15 protein-coding genes and 1 pseudogene are annotated in these 18290 nt (G+C 28.6%); 1 reads left to right on the forward strand and 15 read right to left on the reverse strand.

The genetic code is table 11. The annotated features are described in order from the left end of the window. Nucleotides 1-3: 3 nt before the first annotated feature. From E2O22_RS08215 to E2O22_RS03565, 15 genes and pseudogenes are all read right to left on the reverse strand, one after another. Nucleotides 4-669, reverse strand: a pseudogene (locus E2O22_RS08215) (methyl-accepting chemotaxis protein); the annotation flags it as partial. A 682-nt stretch (nucleotides 670-1351) separates the two neighbouring features. Beyond that, entirely contained in the window at nucleotides 1352-1858 is a 507-nt protein-coding gene (locus tag E2O22_RS03500; protein ID WP_133319244.1) for a PAS domain-containing protein, read from the reverse strand. Nucleotides 1859-1917: 59 nt separating this feature from the next. After that, nucleotides 1918-3753 (reverse strand): bifunctional tRNA (5-methylaminomethyl-2-thiouridine)(34)-methyltransferase MnmC2/FAD-dependent 5-carboxymethylaminomethyl-2-thiouridine(34) oxidoreductase MnmC1, encoded by a 1836-nt coding sequence (gene mnmC / locus E2O22_RS03505; RefSeq protein ID WP_133319245.1) that lies wholly within the window; start codon nucleotides 3751-3753, stop codon nucleotides 1918-1920. Next, nucleotides 3750-5618 carry an N-acetylmuramoyl-L-alanine amidase gene (locus E2O22_RS03510; RefSeq protein WP_133319246.1) on the reverse strand — a complete coding sequence of 623 codons (1869 nt, stop codon included), beginning with the start codon at nucleotides 5616-5618 and terminating at the stop codon, nucleotides 3750-3752. The genes mnmC and E2O22_RS03510 overlap by 4 nt, the downstream gene beginning before the upstream one ends. Next, on the reverse strand, nucleotides 5611-6708 hold the full coding sequence (locus E2O22_RS03515; RefSeq protein WP_133319247.1) for a nitronate monooxygenase: 1098 nt from the start codon (nucleotides 6706-6708) through the stop codon (nucleotides 5611-5613). Before E2O22_RS03515 ends, E2O22_RS03510 begins: the two co-directional genes overlap by 8 nt. After that, nucleotides 6708-7910 carry a tyrosine--tRNA ligase gene (gene tyrS, locus E2O22_RS03520; protein ID WP_133319248.1) on the reverse strand — a complete coding sequence of 401 codons (1203 nt, stop codon included), beginning with the start codon at nucleotides 7908-7910 and terminating at the stop codon, nucleotides 6708-6710. The genes E2O22_RS03515 and tyrS overlap by 1 nt, the downstream gene beginning before the upstream one ends. 13 nt (nucleotides 7911-7923) lie before the next feature. After that, complete coding sequence (locus E2O22_RS03525; protein ID WP_133319249.1) at nucleotides 7924-10113, reverse strand: RelA/SpoT family protein; 2190 nt, start codon at nucleotides 10111-10113, stop codon at nucleotides 7924-7926. Next, nucleotides 10097-10315 carry a DNA-directed RNA polymerase subunit omega gene (locus E2O22_RS03530; protein ID WP_133319250.1) on the reverse strand — a complete coding sequence of 73 codons (219 nt, stop codon included), beginning with the start codon at nucleotides 10313-10315 and terminating at the stop codon, nucleotides 10097-10099. Before E2O22_RS03530 ends, E2O22_RS03525 begins: the two co-directional genes overlap by 17 nt. 9 nt (nucleotides 10316-10324) lie before the next feature. Beyond that, the gene (gene pyrH / locus E2O22_RS03535) at nucleotides 10325-11050 is read right to left on the reverse strand and encodes a UMP kinase (RefSeq protein ID WP_133319251.1); all 726 of its coding nucleotides are present in this window, start codon (nucleotides 11048-11050) and stop codon (nucleotides 10325-10327) included. A gap of 55 nt (nucleotides 11051-11105) precedes the next feature. After that, nucleotides 11106-12281: a murein hydrolase activator EnvC family protein gene (locus E2O22_RS03540; RefSeq protein WP_133319252.1), complete on the reverse strand. Its 1176-nt coding sequence runs from the start codon at nucleotides 12279-12281 to the stop codon at nucleotides 11106-11108. After that, on the reverse strand, nucleotides 12278-13084 hold the full coding sequence (locus E2O22_RS03545) for an ABC transporter permease (RefSeq protein WP_133319253.1): 807 nt from the start codon (nucleotides 13082-13084) through the stop codon (nucleotides 12278-12280). The genes E2O22_RS03540 and E2O22_RS03545 overlap by 4 nt, the downstream gene beginning before the upstream one ends. Further along, on the reverse strand, nucleotides 13071-13727 hold the full coding sequence (locus tag E2O22_RS03550; RefSeq protein WP_039625813.1) for a cell division ATP-binding protein FtsE: 657 nt from the start codon (nucleotides 13725-13727) through the stop codon (nucleotides 13071-13073). The genes E2O22_RS03545 and E2O22_RS03550 overlap by 14 nt, the downstream gene beginning before the upstream one ends. 46 nt (nucleotides 13728-13773) lie before the next feature. Then, on the reverse strand, nucleotides 13774-14964 hold the full coding sequence (gene trmB, locus E2O22_RS03555) for a tRNA (guanosine(46)-N7)-methyltransferase TrmB (protein WP_133319254.1): 1191 nt from the start codon (nucleotides 14962-14964) through the stop codon (nucleotides 13774-13776). Then, nucleotides 14964-16172: a fibronectin type III domain-containing protein gene (locus E2O22_RS03560; protein ID WP_133319255.1), complete on the reverse strand. Its 1209-nt coding sequence runs from the start codon at nucleotides 16170-16172 to the stop codon at nucleotides 14964-14966. The genes trmB and E2O22_RS03560 overlap by 1 nt, the downstream gene beginning before the upstream one ends. Next, complete coding sequence (locus E2O22_RS03565; protein ID WP_133319256.1) at nucleotides 16126-17088, reverse strand: RluA family pseudouridine synthase; 963 nt, start codon at nucleotides 17086-17088, stop codon at nucleotides 16126-16128. Before E2O22_RS03565 ends, E2O22_RS03560 begins: the two co-directional genes overlap by 47 nt. 72 nt (nucleotides 17089-17160) lie before the next feature. Between E2O22_RS03565 and E2O22_RS03570 the strand changes: the two genes are divergently transcribed. Continuing rightward, on the forward strand, nucleotides 17161-18270 hold the full coding sequence (locus E2O22_RS03570) for an FtsW/RodA/SpoVE family cell cycle protein (RefSeq protein WP_087700555.1): 1110 nt from the start codon (nucleotides 17161-17163) through the stop codon (nucleotides 18268-18270). The last annotated feature ends 20 nt before the right edge of the window (nucleotides 18271-18290 follow it).

The following is an 18290-nucleotide window of genomic DNA, read 5'->3' on the forward strand; positions in this document are numbered from 1 at the left end:
TTATTAAATATGTTTTTTATGCTCTATTTCGCTTATCATTTTTTCATTTATATCTTGAATTTGCTTAATATGTGCATAAATTTTTCTTTCCTCTTTGACTATTTGATTGTTTCTTATATAATCAAATAATTTTTCTATATAAGAATTTAAATTTTGATTTAAAACATAAATATTACTTGTAGAATCAAATTTGGCTAAATTTTTATCTTCTATATCTTCTATTTTGGAATTAATCACACAAGAGCAAGCTAGATATGTTTTTAAGCAACACTCTAAATAAAGCAATATTTTATTAGTATCAACACTTGTCTTAGAAATCTCATCTAATAAAATTTTAGCTTTTTCATCAACACCGGTAAACACCTCTTGAAATTCTTCTAAACTTGAGTTAGATTTTTTAGCAACTTTATAAGCTTCATTAGTTATATTTTTAATATTACTCATTTGCTCTATTGATACTTTAATCATCACAGAAATTTCTTTGGCGGCCTCTTGAGTTTTTTCAGCTAAATGTCTTACCTCATCTGCAACTACCGCAAAACCTCTACCATGCTCTCCTGCACGAGCTGCCTCAATAGCTGCATTTAATGCTAAAAGATTGGTTTGCTCTGTAATATCTTCTATAATAGATATAAAAGAAGAAACATTATTAATTTGCTGTGAAAAAGTATCCATTAAAGTATGAATTTGAGTGATATTTTCACCTAAATTTTGCAAATCGACTGAAATTAATTCTGCATTTTTGGCACTTTTTGAAGAATGAGTAGAAATATCATTTGCCTGCTCATATATATCATGCATAGTGCTTGCATTATCATTTAATTTCACATTAATCAAAGCTAATTCTTTTTGCAAAGAATCTGACATATCCTTAGAAACATTTTCAACGACAATACTTCTTATGGATAAATTTTGAGTTTTTTCTATTTCTAAAGTAGCTTCATTAATAATTTTAGCATTATATGCGAAAGTACCCATTAAGCCTTCTAATCTTGCTTTTCTATAAAATCTTTGTTCTTTTACAGCTAAAATAGCATTAAGAATTTCTCTGTTAAAAGCCTCCATTTGATCAGCTAAATCATTCACAACCCAACTTAATTTTCCTACTCCAGATTTTGGAACAGCTATATGAGTAATTCTTGCTTCCAAATTTCCTTTTGTAAGCTCATTTAAAACTTGAGTAATCCTTAAAACTTCTTTATTTCTATAATAAGCACTAGCAAGCCCAAATAACACCACTAAAGTTCCAATCACACAAAAAATAAAACCAAAAATATTATTTTCTACTATTTCCAAGATTGCCATCAAACAAAATAAAAATAAAGCAAAATAATTTACAGATTGATTGATATTATATTGATAAAACCAATTCTTCATAACTCATCCCTTTTGTATTTAAATAATCATCAAGTTTCTTCCTTGATGCACCTTTTCCACCTTTTTGCTCTTCAATCAAAAGCTCTTTGTATAATTTTTCTATTTTTTCAACTGCTTCTTTTTTGGGTTTTAAACGCATAGAATAATACCCAACAACTTCTCCTTTGGAATCAAACGAAGGACTGATAAAAGCCAAAACCCAATAAAATGATCCATCTTTTGATAGATTCTTAACATAAGCTATAATCTCTTTTTTACTCTTAAGTCTTTCCCAAAGTAATTCAAAAACAACTTTTGGCATATCCGGATGACGCACTATATTATGAGGTTTTCCCAATAATTCTTCCTCACTATAGCCCGAAAGAGAAATAAAGATTCTATTGCAATATATGATTTTTCCTGTAGTATCTGTTTTGGAAATAATCATTTGTCCGTCATTGAAAAATTTTTGATTATTATTTGGCAAAATTTTTCTTTTCATATACCCTCCTTAAAATATTAATTTTAATATACCAATATATAAAATTAATAAATCAAGGATTAAATAAGTCCTTTTTTAAGCTTTCTAATTAAGAATCTTGCAGGATGTAAGGCATATAAAAATTCTTTTTTTATTCTTGGCTCATCAAAAATCAATGAGCTCATCACTCTAGCACAAACAATAGCACTAGCAAAAGCTCTAGATCCATGAGCAATAGAAAAATACAAAGGAATAAAATCATTTGGTATGACTTGATTTTTATTTTTATGCCATAAAAGTGCTTTATAATTTTGCATATAAAAATTTTCATCATAGGCTTGACCTGCTATGGCAAATCTATCACTAGAATATGATCTAAATCCTACTTTACCGCCCATTATCTCTAAATTTTCATCGTGCAAAAACTCTTTTACATTTTCAATATTTTGCAAATCATCATTTTTTAAAAGCGTTGTATCTTGATTAAGCCTATCATAACTTGCGCCAATAAGTTGTAAATTAAGCTCCTCATTAATAGGACAAATATATCCTTTAGAAGATAAGGCATGCGGGTTTTTTAAAAATGGTTTTAAATGAGTACATTGACCTCTTACACTACTTAATTTCATATATTTATACTCTAAAAAATTCTTAACATCAGCACCTTGAGCATAGATTAACACATCATAATCTTTTAAAATTTTTTGATTATTAAAATTTAAAAAAAACTTTTCATTTTTATAAGAATAATCTTTAAATTCATACTCAAAAAATACCCTAGCCTTGCTTTTTTGCAAAAGTGTCTTCACAAGCTCTTGAGGTTTTATACAAAATCCATCTTTTAAAAAGGCTTGATTATTAATAATTTCAAATAAAACATTATCTTTTTGACTATCAAAACGCTCTTGCATAAGCTCATTATGAGCAAATTCATAAACCCCTTGTGGAATTAAATTTAAAATTTGTCTATAAAATCTACTTGCTTCTAAAAAAGCATATTGTGAAAACTCACCCAATAAAACATCTGGTTTTAAAATCAAAGAACTTAAAATTCCATTGATATTTCCAGAAGCGCCTTTTCCTAATGAATTTTCTTTTTCAAAAACATCTACTTGAACATTTCTTAAAGAAAGCTCATAAGCCATGCTTGCTCCGGCTATACCTGCTCCGATAATAGCTATTTTTTGAATCTCTTTTTTTAAAGATGGGGTATTAAAATATGCAAATTTATCTTCAAATTCTAAACCATTAAAAATGGCTTGTATCATTTCTCTTTTTCTAAAACCTTTTATCTTTTGCACTTGAAAATTGTTGTTAATTAAAGCCTTTTTTAAAACACTAGCAGAAGAAAAAGTTAAAACCTTAGCATTTATTTTTGAGTTTTTAGCAACATCGTTTATAATATTATCATCAAACATATCTTGATTTTTAGAAGGTGAAAAACCATCTAAATACCAAATATTTGCCTTAAAGTCTAAATTTTGTAGATTTTCTTTAGCATCACCAAACACCAAATCTAAAAAACAATCTTGAAAATAAAACCTATAAACTCCATCCTTACATGGAGGATAAAAATTTAAAAATTGCTCTAAAACTTCTTTAAATTCCTCATAAAAACCAAGTTTTTTATAAATTTCTCTTAATTTATCTTTTTCTATATAAAAATTTTCAAAGCTAAGATAAAAAAGTCTTTGATTGTGTTTTTTTTCTTTTAAAAAACGCTTTAATGTAAGAAAGAAATTTAAGCCTATACCAAAACCAAGTTCTGCTACAATAGTTTGTTTGTTTTCAAAGTCAAAAGCATTTGTATATATAAATTTGCTTTCACTTAAACCATCACTAGAATTAAAATAATAATCATCAAAATCCAAAGAAAAAGGCGCATTATTTTTTATAATAATATTTGCTTTTTTCATTGATTCTTATAAAAATAACTTTCAATTCCATTGGCAATACCAATGGCTAATAATTCTTGGAAATTTTTATTTGTCAATCTATTTCTTTCACTAGGATGGCTAATATAACCTGTTTCAATCAAAATCGCTGGCATTTGTGCTCCTACTAAAACCCAAAACGGAGCCTCTCTAACCCCACCATCAACAACTTTATATTTTTTTCTTACATTGCTCAAAATTTTTTTCTGCACATCGATAGCTAATTTATTTGAAGCAACTATTTTTTCACGATTTAAAAAATTTAAAAATGTTTGCTTGGAAAAATAATTCATTTCTTCAAAATCTGATTGATTTTCTGCTTCAGCAGCTTTTTTACTTCTTTCGCTTCTTGCAGGAGATAAAAAGAAAGTTTCAATTCCTTGCAAAGTCTTAGCTCTTTGTTTATTTGGTGCTGCATTTGCATGGATAGAAATAAACAAATCTGCCATTTTCTCATTAGCCATGGAAGTTCTATCTCTAAGGTTTATAAATTTATCAGTACTTCTTGTGTAATAAATTTTATATCCTCTTTTTTTTAGCTCATTTCCAAGTTTTAAAGCCACACTTAAAACTACATCCTTTTCTCTAACACCCTTATCTCCTAAAGTTCCTGGATCCTTGCCTCCATGACCTGGGTCAATTACTATAATTTTGCCTGATTTTTTGATAGTAGCTTTTGCTACTTTTGAAGTATTTTTTACTGGCGTTTTCTTAATCTTTTTCTCAAATCCTACAAATAGCTCATCATCATCCAAATCAAGACTAGTCTTAAAATCACTAGTAGAATTTAAAACAATTCTTACTGTAGTTTTATTAAACTGCACTATTGTGATAGATTGATTTTTATTAATATCAATTTTTTTTCTATCACCTTCTAGAATGGCTTCAAAACTCACAATAGAACGATACATTTTACCATCTTTAAAAGAGTTGATTTTAATATCTTCAATATCAATATCATTGTTTAATTTTAAATTAACACCACTTTTATCTTTACTTGATTTTAAAATATATAAAGGTTCATTTCTAACAACTTCTTTTTTAACTTCTGTTTTTTTAATCTCGCTTTGTTTTTTAACTATAGGTTTAGGTTCTTCTTTTTTTTCTATTTTTTCAAGTCCCATAAAAAGACTTTGATCTTTAAGCTCTATTTTTACTTTTAACTCTTTTTTAGAACTCAAAACTAAACGCATGCTAGTTGGATTAAATTGTGATACAATAATATCAAAATCTTTAAATTCAAAATTTCTCTTTGGCCCTTTTAAAATTCCATCAAAATCTGCAACATAACGAAAATTATCACCTTTTAAAGTAAAATTTTTTATATCTTTTTGGCTAATTTTTTCACTCAAATCAAGCAAAACACCATTATCTAATTTTTTAACATCAAGAATAAAAAGCTCTTTTTGTGCCGAAGTTTTTTTATCTTCTTTTTTATCTTCTTTTTTATCTTCTTTTTTATCTTCTTTTTTATTAGTAAAAGCGGTAGCATTAGTTTCGTTTTTTACTAGCTCTTTTTTTATTTTTTGATCTTGTATAACTTTTAAAGCATTTTTTAAACGCGAAATTTCTTCTTCACTTACTCCACTTTCTTTAAGCTCTTGCACATAAGCCTTATCATCAAAACCTAAAAAATTTGAACTAATGATTAATCTTTTTAAAATCTCATTTTTTTCTTCATTATTATCATTAATTACGCTTTGTATATATAAAGATTTTAGTTGTTGATGTAATTGTAATTTTTCTTCTGCATTAGAGGTTAAAAAGTTTTGATCAAATTTTTTAACCTCTACATTAGCAAAAACACCAATATAAAATAATAAAAAAATAAAAAATATTCTAAGCATCTTCACCATAAACTAATTTTTTCATTAGTTCTTCTACACTAATAAGTTTATCTAATCTATGCCCATTAGCTCCTGTAAAAAATAAACCTGTTTCTTTTTTGCCACTCCAAGCATCGTATAATCTATCCGCTATACAATAACCTACTTTAGTAGCCTCCTTGCCTCTACCACATGGTGCAACGCAGTTGCTCACACAAGAAATTTTTGGCCCCATTCTTTTATCTACTAAATTTAAAAGATTAGTTCTTACTCCTCTTGCAGGATAACCAACCGGGGATTTTAAAAGCTCAATATCTTCTTTTTTACAATCAAGTAATACTTGTTTAAAATCATCACTCGCATCACACTCAAAAGTTCCTATAAAACGAGTTCCCATTTGAACGCCACTTGCTCCTAAAGACATCATCTTTTCTATATCTTGCTTATCCCAAATTCCACCTGCAGCAATCAGTGGTATGTCGCCCCAATTTTTAATTTCTTGCGCAACTTGTGGCACCACATTTTCTAATTGATATTCATCCATTAAACATTGCTCATAAGTAAAACCCTGATGTCCGCCGCTTTTTGGTCCTTCAACTATAACTGCATCAGGTAAGCGATTGTATCTACTTTGCCATCTTTTACAAATAATTTTTAAAGCCTTAGCTGATGATACAATAGGTACCAAAGCAACATCAGGATAATCTTGTGTAAATTCAGGTAAATTTGTAGGAAGTCCTGCTCCTGAAACTATCACATTAAAACCAACCTCACAAGCATTACGAGCAATTTGTGCATAATTATTACTTGCATATAAAATATTACAGCCCAAAGGTGCGTCTTTGCAAACCTTTCTAGCATTATCTATCAAAGCTTTTAAGCCTGCTTTTGAGTAAAAATTATCACTACCATAAGGTTTTGCATTAAGTTCTTTATCTATATGTGTTCTATTTTCATAATACCCAGTTCCCACTGAAGAAATAATCCCTAAACCACCATTTAAAGAAACTGCAGAAGCAAGCTTATCCCAACTTATACCAAGCCCCATTCCACCTTGAAAAATAGGATATTTTATCTCATGCTTTCCAATTTTTAAAGCTTTAAAACTCATTATATTACCTTTAATTTTGCAAATTTTCTTTTTCCAACTTGTATAATATATTCTCCACTTTCTAGTTGGTATTGTTCATCTTGAACTTTTTCTCCATTAATACTTACTGCATTAGAACTAATCAATCTTCTAGCAGCTGAAGTAGAACTTTCCATTTTACATTCCACTATAGCTTTTGCAAGCCAAATACTACCTTCTAAAGTAAAACTTGGCATATCACTAGGAAGCTCTTTTGCACTATGAACTTTGTCAAATTCTTCCTTGGCTTTTAAAGCACATTCATTTGAGTGAAAACGAGCTGTTATTTCTAAAGCTAAATTTTCCTTAGCTTTTTTAGGATGCAATGAGCCATTTTTAATATCATCTTTCATTTGTGAAATTTCATTTAAGCTTTTTTCGCTTAAAAGCTCATAATATCTAAACATCAACTCATCACTTATACTCAAAACCTTAGCATACATATCTTTAGCATTTTCTGTTACACCGATATAATTTCCTAAGCTTTTACTCATTTTATTTACACCATCAAGACCTTCAAGCAATGGCATCATCACCACCGCTTGCTCTTTTTGGCAATTATATACTCTTTGAAGCTGTCTACCCATTAAAAGATTAAATTTTTGATCCGTTCCACCCATTTCTATATCACTTTTTAATGCAACGCTATCATAACCTTGTAAAAGTGGATATAAAAACTCACAAATTGATATAGGACTTTGCTCTTTAAAACGCTTAGTAAAATCATCTCTTTCAAGCATTCTAGCAACACTAAAAGTCGAAGTAAGCTCTACTATGCCAGCAGCACCAAGCTCATTTAGCCATTTAGAATTAAAATGAATTTGAGTTTTACTTGGATCTAAAATCTTAAAAACTTGCTCTTCATAAGTTTTGGCATTTTTAAGTACTTCTTCTTTATCAAGTTTTTTTCTTGTGACACTTTTTCCTGTTGGATCGCCTATTTGAGCGGTAAAATCACCTATTAAAAATTGTACTATAGCTCCATGCTTTTGAAGTAAAGCCATCTTGCTTAAAACTACAGTATGACCCAAATGCAAATCAGCGGCCGTAGGATCAAAACCAGCTTTTACAAAAAAGTTTTCACCTTTTTCATAATAATTTTTTACCAAAGAAATCAATCTTTCCTCATCAATAATTTCTGCTATTCCTCTTTTAATTTCTTTAATAATTTCTTCAATATTCATTATAAAACCTTTTTTAGTGATTATTATATGCATCATTTAAAGATGTAAAATCTAAAATTTTATACCTAGCTTTTAATCTTTCTTTTGCATTTTCAACATCTATATTATTAGGTAATTCAACTTGCACTTCAAAATAATTTGCCACCACAGGCTCTGAATCGGCTGAATTAATACTTAAAACATTAATCTGCATTTTAGCCAAAGTAGTTAGAAAATCCGCTAAAGAGCCTTTTTTATTTTCTATAGAAACAATGATTTTGTAACTTTTTATCGAGCTATCATTCCAAGAAACAAAAACCATTTCTTTGTTATCTTCTATCATCTTCATTGCTTGTTCGCAAAGTTTATGGTGTATTGTAGCACTAGTTGAATGTCTAAAAGCGATGATTTCATCTCCTCTTTTAGGTCTACAACAATAATCAAAATTAATAGTAGTTATTTTATAATTAGAACCAATCACTATGCTTTCAAATTTTTGTTCATTTTGTTCAAATTTAGCTGCTTGATTTTGTCCTACATATTTTCTAAGAGCTATAATTACCTCTTTAAAATAATTAAAATCTAAAGCAATTTGTCTGAGCTTTTTATTAAATTTTTCTTTTTCAAGCCATTCTTCTATAAGTTTAGAATCTTTATTAAATGCCGTAGATAAAAGATTAATGGCGATTTTATTGTTTAATTCTTTTTTCTTTTGCTTACAAAAATCTCTTATACTAGCTCTAGCTTTTCCTGTTTTAACACTATCTATCCAAGAGCATCTAAAAAATTCTTCCTCTGAAGTTTCAATACTAACTATATCTCCATTTTTAAGCACAGTTAAAAGCGGAACTCTCATACGATTTACAAAGGCGGTTTTTGCATGAAGTCCTACTTTAGTATGAACCTCATATGCAAAATCCAAAGCCGTAGCTCCACGCGGTAAGGTAAAAATTTCACCTTTAGGAGAATATACTGCTATATCCTCAATATATAAACTATCCTTTGCATATTCATAAAGCTCAATAGCATCACAATCTTGTATATTATTTCCTTCTTCTTTACCATGCATAGAAATATCTTCAAGCCAATCTAAATTTGGTGTTGCAATATTTCCTTCTTTATATTTCCAATGTGCTGCAACGCCAAATTCAGCAGTTTTATGCATATCAAAGGTGCGAATTTGAGCCTCTATGATATTTTTTGCATCAAAAAGTGTTGTATGTAAGGTTTGATAACCATTTTGTTTTGGCAAGGCTATATAGTCTTTAAATCTTGAAATCAAAGGATTAAAATGCGTATGTAAAATTCCTAAAGCCAAATAACAATCATAAACTTTTTCAACCAAAATTCTTACACCCAAAAGGTCTAAAACTTCATCAAGCCCTACACCTTTTCTTTGCATCTTTAAATAAATAGAATAATTATGTTTAATTCTTTTATGTATAACAAAACTACCTTGTCTAAACCCATTTTCCAAAAATAACATTTCTATTTTTGAAATAAATTCATTAAATCCAAGTTGAATTTGTTGATCTTTTGCATTTATATAATTATCAATTTGTGCATATTCATCAGGAAGCAAAAATTTAAAACTTAAATCCTCAAGTAAATTCTTTATACTTGAAATTCCAAGTCTATGAGCTATAGGTGCATATACCACCAAGGTTTCTTCGCTAATTCTTTTTTGCTTATCTTCTCGTAAATAATTTAAGGTAAGCATATTGTGTAATCTATCACAAAGCTTTATTACAAGCACACTCACATCTTCAACACCCGCTAAAAGCATGTTTCTAAAAGTCAGAGCAGATTTTGCAAGTTTCTCGTTGGAATTAGAATGAGTAAGATGATCTTCTCTAATACTAACTATTTTAGTTAAACCTTGAACTAATTTTGTTACTTCTTCGCCAAAATTTGCATTTAACTCTTCTTCATTGCAATTTGTATCTTCTAATACATCATGTAATAGTGCGGCTATAATCATAGATTGTATAGGACTTAAAAAAGCTACAAAAGAAGCTACCAATATAGGATGAACCGCATAAGGTTCTCCACTCTTTCTAAATTGCCCTTCGTGTTTTTGGATACAAAACTCCACTGCTTTTTCCAAAACAGCAGATTGTGGAAAAACCATAAAAAGAATTTCTTTTGCTCTTTGTAAATCCTTGCAATTTTTTACATCATCAACAAGTTTATCTAGCAATAACTCATCATTTACCAGCTTCAATAAATCCCTCTAATACGATTTTATCTTCTGCTATTTCATATAAAGCAATATCAGTATATTTATATTTATTTTTATCTAAATTTACTAAAGGCTCTGCGCCATTTGCAAGCTCTTCAGCTCTTTTAGCTACTACAAGAGCTAATTTATATCTATCATCTTTTAATTTTTTTAATGCCTTTGCAGCTATTTGTTCTACTCTCATTTTTTACCTTTAATCTTGATTTTTAACAATAGAGCATAAGCTCATATCGCCTTGGATAATTTTTAATAAATTTCCTTCTTTAAACATATTACATACCACAATAGGTAAAGCATTATCTTTAGCTAGGGCTATTGCCGTATCATCCATAACTTTTATATTATCATGTAAAGCTCTTTCATAACTTAACTCATTAAGCATAATAGCATCATCAAATTTTTTAGGATCTTTATTATAAATTCCATCTACCTTAGTTGCTTTAATGATCATATCTGCTTGAATTTCAACCGCTCTTAAAGTTGCAGCAGTATCTGTAGTAAAATAAGGATTGCCAGTACCACAAGCAAAAATAACTATGCGTCCTTTTTCTAAATGTCTATGTGCTCTTCTCATAATATATGTTTCGCAAAATGCTTCCATTTGGATAGCACTTTGAACCCTCACATCAAGTCCAGCACTTTCTAATGCTTCTTGCATAGCTATAGAATTAATTACAGTAGCAAGCATACCCATATGATCGCCACTTGTTCTTTTTATCAGTCCATCTCTTGCAGCAGATACCCCTCTAATGATATTACCACCACCTATTACAATACCTACTTCAACATTTTCATGAATCAAACTTTTTATTTCAGAAGCTATATATTTTAAAATAGAATTTTCTATACCAAATCCATTTTCTCCGGCCAAAGCTTCTCCAGAAAATTTAACCAATACTCTTTTTCTTTTATTGTTCATTAAATTTCTCCTTTGATTTAAAACTATATCAAAATTCGCATTAAAAAAAACTAATTTATTTAATCATTTCCAAAGGATTGATATGAAAATTCTTTTGGGTTACTTCAAAAGTTAAATCACTTTCAACCCTACCTATAATATAACCTTTCTTGATATTTCTACCTACTTTAACCCCAGGAGCAATTTTATCTAAATGTGCATAAATAGTATGTATACCATCTTTATTTTCAACAATCACAACTTGCTTTAAAGTTGGAGTTGCTTTTGCAAAAACTACTTTTCCATCTAAGACATTTCTTACCGCAGCATTAGCACTATCACTTTTTAAAACTACATTTTCATTATAGATCTTAATATTATAAATAGGATCTATATAATTTCCAAATTTTTGCTTTACTGTATAAGATTCTAAAGGAGCTATTGTCTTAGGACCATTATATCGCTTAACACTGCTTGTTTGATAGCTTGAACCTACTTGTTTTATGTTTGAATTTGGCTTTTGATCATCCTTTTTTTGTGCTAATTTTTCTTCTTCTTTTTCTTTGATAATTTTTAATTTATTGAGTGTTTTTCTTAATTCTTGCTGTTGGGCTTGCAAATTAGAAAGTTTTCTAGTATAAATTTCTTTATCAGTTTTTTGTTTAGCTATTTCTTGCTCTTGTTTTTTTCTAAGGTTTTTGAGCTCATCAATTTGATCTTTATAAACTTTTAAATTATTATTAATTGTAGTAATTTGTCTTTGCTTTTCTTCTATTTTTTTGCTCACATCTTCATAATCTTTTGAAATTTGATAAAATTCTTCTTTGAAAATTTTATCCAAAACCCCAACTAACTCCAAAGCAATAATACTATCTTCACTTTCAATATAATTTTTAGGGATTGCTAAATCATAAGCAAAATCTTTAGCAATTAAATCAATTATTTTTCCTTCGATCTTATTTTTATTTTGCAAAAGATCTTTATTTTGTGCATTAAGCTGCTCTAATGCTTTTATTTGAGTTTTCACAGATCCTTCAAGTTTAGAAGTTTTTGAAGTTAAGGTGCTAATTTCTGAAGCAATTTTTTTTAAATTTTTCTCATTATCTAAAATTTCACTAGCTAAATCTTCTAATTTTTTAGATAATTGCTTTACTATGCGTTCATTTTCTTTAATATCTTTTTGCTTTTGTGCAATTTCATTTGCAAATAAAACAGAAAAGGAAAATAAAAAAAGCAAAAAGCATTTTTTCATTTTCTAACCTTAAACATCACAAAATTCACACAAGCAAAACAAACACAAAGCATTGCTAAAAAAATCAAAAATAAATGCGTGAAAATACTTATTTTAGGTAAGCTAATATCTACACTTTGTAAAGCTAGTTTAATGGATTCAAGATCATAAACTTGGGTAAAAAATAATACAAGCAATAAAAATGCTATAAAACAATCAATAAAAACTATCTTATAAAGCATAAAAGATCTAAACCAAAATGGGGCGCCAAGCAAGCACATGATTTCCACTCTTTGAGTATGCTCGAAAAGCCAAATTTTCATTTGTTTAAGCAATAATACAAAACTAAGCAATATTATAATAAACAAGAAAAACCATAATAAAAATTTCACTAAAACTAAAAGTTTATAAATTTTTGTATGCGTTTTTGCAAAAGTCTCCACTCTAGTAATGTTAGGATTTTTTAAAAGTTTATCTTTTAAAATGTTTAACTCATCTTCTGACAAAAGCTTATTAAGCTTCAAAGTATAAAATTTTGGCAATGTAGCCTTTAAAACCTCTATGTTTTTAGCTGATATATCATTTTTAAGTCTATCTATCATTTCATTTGGATTTAAAATTTCTAAAGACTGAAAATGACTTACTTGATCCTCTATGCTTTTTTTATCTAAGTGAGTTTTTCCTACTAAAATGATATTATAATCTTTATTTAAAAGTTTTTCATAATATTCAATAGTTTTATTTGTGATAATCAAAAACTCAAAAGCAAACATCATCACCATTAAAGCAAATATTAAAGAAAGATGATTTTTAAAAGATTTCATTCATTCTCCCATTTTCTATATTAAAACGACGATAATCAAGTCTTAAATTAGTAGGAATTCTATGTGTGACAACTACCACACAAGTTCCAAGTATTTCTCTAGCTGATTTTAATAAAGTCCATATAATATCTGAAGAATACTCATCTAAATTTCCCGTTGGCTCATCGCATAAGAGTAATTTTGGATTATGTGCTAGGGCTCTTGCCATAGCCACGCGTTGCTGCTCTCCACCTGAAAGTTGAGCTGGCTTTTTATCAGCTTTGAAAGTTAAATTTACATGCTTTAAAAGCTTTGCAGCTTGTTCTTTACATACATTTTTACTATAACCTTTAATCATCAAAGGTAACATTACATTTTTTTCTACACTAAATTCTTGAACCAAACGATAATCTTGAAAAATAATTCCTATTTTTTGCCTAAGCTGCAAAAGTTCAGCATTAGAAATATCCACTAAATCATTATTGCAAACCTTTAAATTTCCACTTATTGGCTCCAAATCCCCATAAAAAGATTTTAACAAAGTTGATTTTCCGCTACCACTTTTTCCTGTGATAAAAACAAAATCATTATCTTTTAGCGAAAAACTAGCATTTTCTATAACAAGCTCATCATAACCAAGACAAAGCTTTTTGGCTTCTATCATCACTGTTTTTTCCTTATCATTTGTTTGATAATTATTTAAATCATTATTATTTAATATAAGAATACAATATTTCTCTTAATTTTTCTATAGCTTTTAAATTTTCTTTAGTTTTAAAAGGTTGCTCAAAGATAAATTCTATCTTTTGTAAGTTTAATACTATATAAACATGTTCAGGTTTATAAAAAGCACCAAAAGCTATTTTAATAACAAGTTCTTCATCTTTAATATACATTTTTTCAAAATGCAAGAAAAAATCTTCGCCTTTAAAAACTTCATTTTTAAAATTCTTTTTTATACAAGCTAATTCTTTTGTATTTAATTTTAAATCCTCAATAGCAAATTTTTGATTTTTATTCAAGCTTTTACTCTTGCTAAAACCACTAATGATTAAATCATATATATCTTTATTTTGTCTTTTCCAACGATCTTCATATTTACTTGAAATTTCTAAATTTTCATTTTTTTTGATTAAAGCTTTTAAATGTGAGAAAGTTAAAAAAGTCTCCAAAGTAAAATCAAAATACAAAAAACTATCCGTTCTAAGTTCAAATTGTCCATCTTCTTTTAAAACCCTAGCGCATTCATTTGCAAAATTTAACCCCACTACTCTACGGTGAGGCTTTTTATCCCAAGGAACAGGAAAATGCAAAAAGATTTTATCCACAAGATTAGATTCAAGTACGCTTAATAATAATCTTGCATCAGTTTCTATTAATAAAACATTGTTTAAATTTTCACTTAAAGCAAGTTTAGCTACTTGTTCTAATGCAGGAGTGTAAATTTCTATACCAATTATCAGTACATTAGGATTTTGCCTAGCTTGATAAAGCAAATGTCTACCACTTCCAAAACCTATTTCAATATAAATTTGTTTTTTATTTTTTATTTGTTCTAAAATTTCTTTTAAATCATTAGCAATTAAAGGTGTTTTTTGGATTAACCTTGTGTGTTTTAGTGCCACAGCTTCACAAACTAGATCTTGAGTAAAATTTTCTTTAAATACAAGTAAAGCCTTTTGCAAATACCCAATTTGTGAAGGCTTAGTATGTTTTTCACCCTTTATAAGCCATTCTTGATTTTTTTCATCTTTTTTAATTTGTAAAAAAAATTTTTCTTGGTTTATACGCGTAAAAAGCAAATCAACATTTTCACCTTTAGCAAGCCATAAGAATTCAACTCCATCTTTTTCAAAAGGAAGTTGAATTTCTTTTAAAATTTTACACTTAAAATTTGGCATTATTTTACTGCTGTAAATTTATCAGAAGCTTTTGATTCTATGCCATTTGCATCGATAGCAATAACTTCATAACTATATACTTTTCCAGGAGCTGCAGTAATATCTTTTAATTGTTTAGATTTAATCTCTTTAAACACAGCATTACTTCCACCACCACTTCTTTTAACTATGTATTCTTTAGCTCTATCATCATTATCAATCCACTCTACTCTAATACCATCATCTTCAACAGCACACAAAACAATACTTGGTGCTAATGGTGCTCCTAGGGTAATACCTTCCACAGGCTCACTTGCTATAGGACTTTCTAGGCCATCTTTATCGACCATACTAACTTTATAATATCTTTTTTCAGCCACACCTTTAACCACATCTTCATAAGTATTTTCAGAAGTTTTAGCTACCACACTAAAAGGTAAAAAAGTAGTTGAACTTGAATAAATTTTATAATAAGCAAAATCAGCATAATCAATTTTATCCCAAGTTAAAATAATTTTTCTTGGTGCGTCTTTACTTGCTTGTAAATTACTTACCATAGGAGGAAGGGCTTTGGTAGTTGATTCTACTATTTTACTTGGAGTGCTTTTAATACCATCATAAGTTAAAGCTATGATTCTATATTGAAAACTTTCATCAGGTTTTAGCGAATCATCTATATATTCAGCACTTAAGCGATTTTTGATTCTAGCTAATTCTTTAAATTTCATATCTTTCATATTTGCACGCTCAATGATGTATGAATTTACTCTTACATCAGGGTGTGGTCTCCAAACTATTTTTACACGATTTGGCAACCCCACAATAGCTTGCACAAAAGGCACTGGATCAATCACTCTATTTGTAAAAGCTTCTATGCTTACACCATCTTGAGAAACTTGTCCAAGTTCATTAAAGGTTTTCATAGAATAATAATATCTTGTATTTGGTGCTAAATTTGTATCAGTATAGTGAGTTTGAAATTTATTTTTGATTTTTACTATAAGCTCCATAGGTGCACCAGCTGCATTTGCTCTATAAATATAATAACCTGCTATATTTTGATCATACAAAGGTTCCCATTCAAACGCTATACTTGTAATATCACTTATACTTTTAATACTTGATATTTTTGGTAAAGTATCATTTACTTGAGCAATTTGTGGTGAACTTACACTACAAGCACTAAAAGCTAAAGCAGAACTTAAGATAATCCAATGAAGTTTTTTCATCTATCTCTCCTTGTGTAAAATTTTCTTTTAAAATTTGATAAAAATCATCAAACATAGGAGCTTTTACAAACATCAACTCTTTAGTCCTAGGATGAATAAAATAAATCAAATACGCATGAAGCATTACTCTATTATACTTTATTTTTCCTTTATATCCGTATAATTGATCTCCTAAAATATATCGATTAAAATCTGCTAAATGCACCCTGATTTGATGAGTTCTTCCTGTGTATAATTTAGCAGCTATTAAAGAGCAATTTTTAGCGCTTAATAAATTTATAAAATCTGTTTTTGCATTTTTTACTAAAGGATTTTTAGTATTTGTAGTAATTTTTTTAAGCCTATTGCTAGGACAACGCATAATAGCTTTTTCATTACTCATTTTATCATTTTTCAAAGGTAATTCACTCAAAGCAAGATAAAATCTGCCCATACTTTTATCCAAAAGCTGATTTGCTAAAAATTGATGTGCTTGATTGTTTTTAGCTATGATGATAGCTCCACTTGTGCCCTTATCAAGTCTATGCACAAGCCCTGCTCTATGTTCTCCATTTAAATTTGACAAAGCATAGCCCTTATGCAAAAGCCAATCCACCAAAGTCGCTTCTTTAACACTACTTGCACCATGTACGACAACATTAGGAGCTTTGTTTAAAACTAAAACATCATCATCTTCATATAAAATTTCTATATCAAACTCAGGCGTGTAGCTTTCTTTGGCTTCTTTTACTAAAGGTAAAAAAATACTTATTTCATCTTTTTGTTTTATTTTTTTAGAACTTTTATTTTCTATTTTTTCATTAATATATATGCAGTTTTCTTTGATTAATTTAGCAACTTGCGAACGACTTTGCTTAAGTATATCTGATAAAAAAACATCCAATCTTTCTTCACAAAGTGATGAAATTTTTAGCATATTATATTTCCTTGTGATAAAATTTGCAATTTTAGCATATAATTATGTAATATTTTATAAAAAAGGGTAGCTTTGATAAAACTTGATAGAAGAATTTTAACACATTTTGACTTTGTACAACCTCTTTTAGTGTTACCTATCATAGCTATATCTTTTCTTTTAATTTATGAGGCAAATACGCGCTTAGCTGAAAAACAATTTATCTATACTTTAGTGGGTTTTGCAGGATTTGCGTTTTTTTTCTTTTTACCCTTAAGAAGACTAATGTGGCTTATACCTGTGTTATATTGGATTAATATAGCTTTACTTTTAAGTGTGGATATTTTTGGTGTTGAAAAACTTGGAGCTAGAAGATGGCTTGAAATACCTTTTACGCATTTTACCATACAACCTTCTGAAATTTTTAAGCCCTCTTTTATTTTAATGTTAGCTTATTTGATTTATCAAAATCCTCCACCGCCTAATGGCTATGGCTTAAAACAATTTTTAAAGCTAAGTTTTTATATTTTGCTTCCGTTTTTGCTTATAGCAGGAGAACCTGATTTAGGAACAGCTTTAGTGCTTTTAATAGTAGGCTTTGGAACACTTTTTATTATAGGAGTAAATTATAAAATTTGGCTTAGTATTTTTTTAGCTATAGCCATAGCCTCACCTATTATTTATAGTGATTTTTTAAAGCCTTATCAAAAACAAAGAATTCATGATTTCTTAGCTGAAGAACCAAGTTACCATGTAAAACAATCTATCATCGCTATAGGAAGCGGTGGTTTGAGTGGAAAAAAAGCAGATGAAGCTACACAAACACATTTTAAATTTTTACCTATTTCTACGAGTGATTTTATCTTTGCATATTTGTCTGAAAGATTTGGTTTTATCGGTGCAGTTGTAATCATACTACTTTACACCTTGCTCATTTTTCATTTATTGAGTTTAAATTATAAGCTCAAAGATGATTATTTTACAAGAGTGGTGACAAATTGCATTGCTTTATTTATTTTCATATATGTAGCGGTAAATATATCAATGACCATAGGTTTTGCTCCTGTTGTTGGTATACCTATGCCATTTTTTAGTCATGGGGGAAGTTCTTTTGCTACTTTTATGATTTTCTTTGGAATTTTACAAAATTTAATAACCTTTAGATATTTAGCAATAGAAAAAGCGGTAAAAATAAAATTCTAAATTTAAATTAAGGAAATAAA

The organism is Campylobacter lari, from assembly GCF_004357905.1.
Lineage (GTDB): Bacteria > Campylobacterota > Campylobacteria > Campylobacterales > Campylobacteraceae > Campylobacter_D > Campylobacter_D lari_D.

Bases quoted from the DNA above. Each gene is read 5' to 3' on its own strand.
- E2O22_RS03560 (WP_133319255.1), bottom strand. From the start codon at position 16,172: ATGAAAAAACTTCATTGGATTATCTTAAGTTCTGCTTTAGCTTTTAGT.
- E2O22_RS03530 (WP_133319250.1), bottom strand. From the start codon at position 10,315: ATGAGAGTAGAACAAATAGCTGCAAAGGCATTAAAAAAATTAAAAGAT.
- E2O22_RS03510 (WP_133319246.1), bottom strand. From the start codon at position 5,618: ATGCTTAGAATATTTTTTATTTTTTTATTATTTTATATTGGTGTTTTT.
- tyrS (WP_133319248.1), bottom strand. From the start codon at position 7,910: ATGAATATTGAAGAAATTATTAAAGAAATTAAAAGAGGAATAGCAGAA.
- E2O22_RS03515 (WP_133319247.1), bottom strand. From the start codon at position 6,708: ATGAGTTTTAAAGCTTTAAAAATTGGAAAGCATGAGATAAAATATCCT.
- E2O22_RS03565 (WP_133319256.1), bottom strand. From the start codon at position 17,088: ATGCTAAAAATTTCATCACTTTGTGAAGAAAGATTGGATGTTTTTTTA.
- E2O22_RS03550 (WP_039625813.1), bottom strand. From the start codon at position 13,727: ATGATAGAAGCCAAAAAGCTTTGTCTTGGTTATGATGAGCTTGTTATA.
- E2O22_RS03500 (WP_133319244.1), bottom strand. From the start codon at position 1,858: ATGAAAAGAAAAATTTTGCCAAATAATAATCAAAAATTTTTCAATGAC.
- trmB (WP_133319254.1), bottom strand. From the start codon at position 14,964: ATGCCAAATTTTAAGTGTAAAATTTTAAAAGAAATTCAACTTCCTTTT.
- pyrH (WP_133319251.1), bottom strand. From the start codon at position 11,050: ATGAACAATAAAAGAAAAAGAGTATTGGTTAAATTTTCTGGAGAAGCT.
- mnmC (WP_133319245.1), bottom strand. From the start codon at position 3,753: ATGAAAAAAGCAAATATTATTATAAAAAATAATGCGCCTTTTTCTTTG.
- E2O22_RS03540 (WP_133319252.1), bottom strand. From the start codon at position 12,281: ATGAAAAAATGCTTTTTGCTTTTTTTATTTTCCTTTTCTGTTTTATTT.
- E2O22_RS03545 (WP_133319253.1), bottom strand. From the start codon at position 13,084: ATGAAATCTTTTAAAAATCATCTTTCTTTAATATTTGCTTTAATGGTG.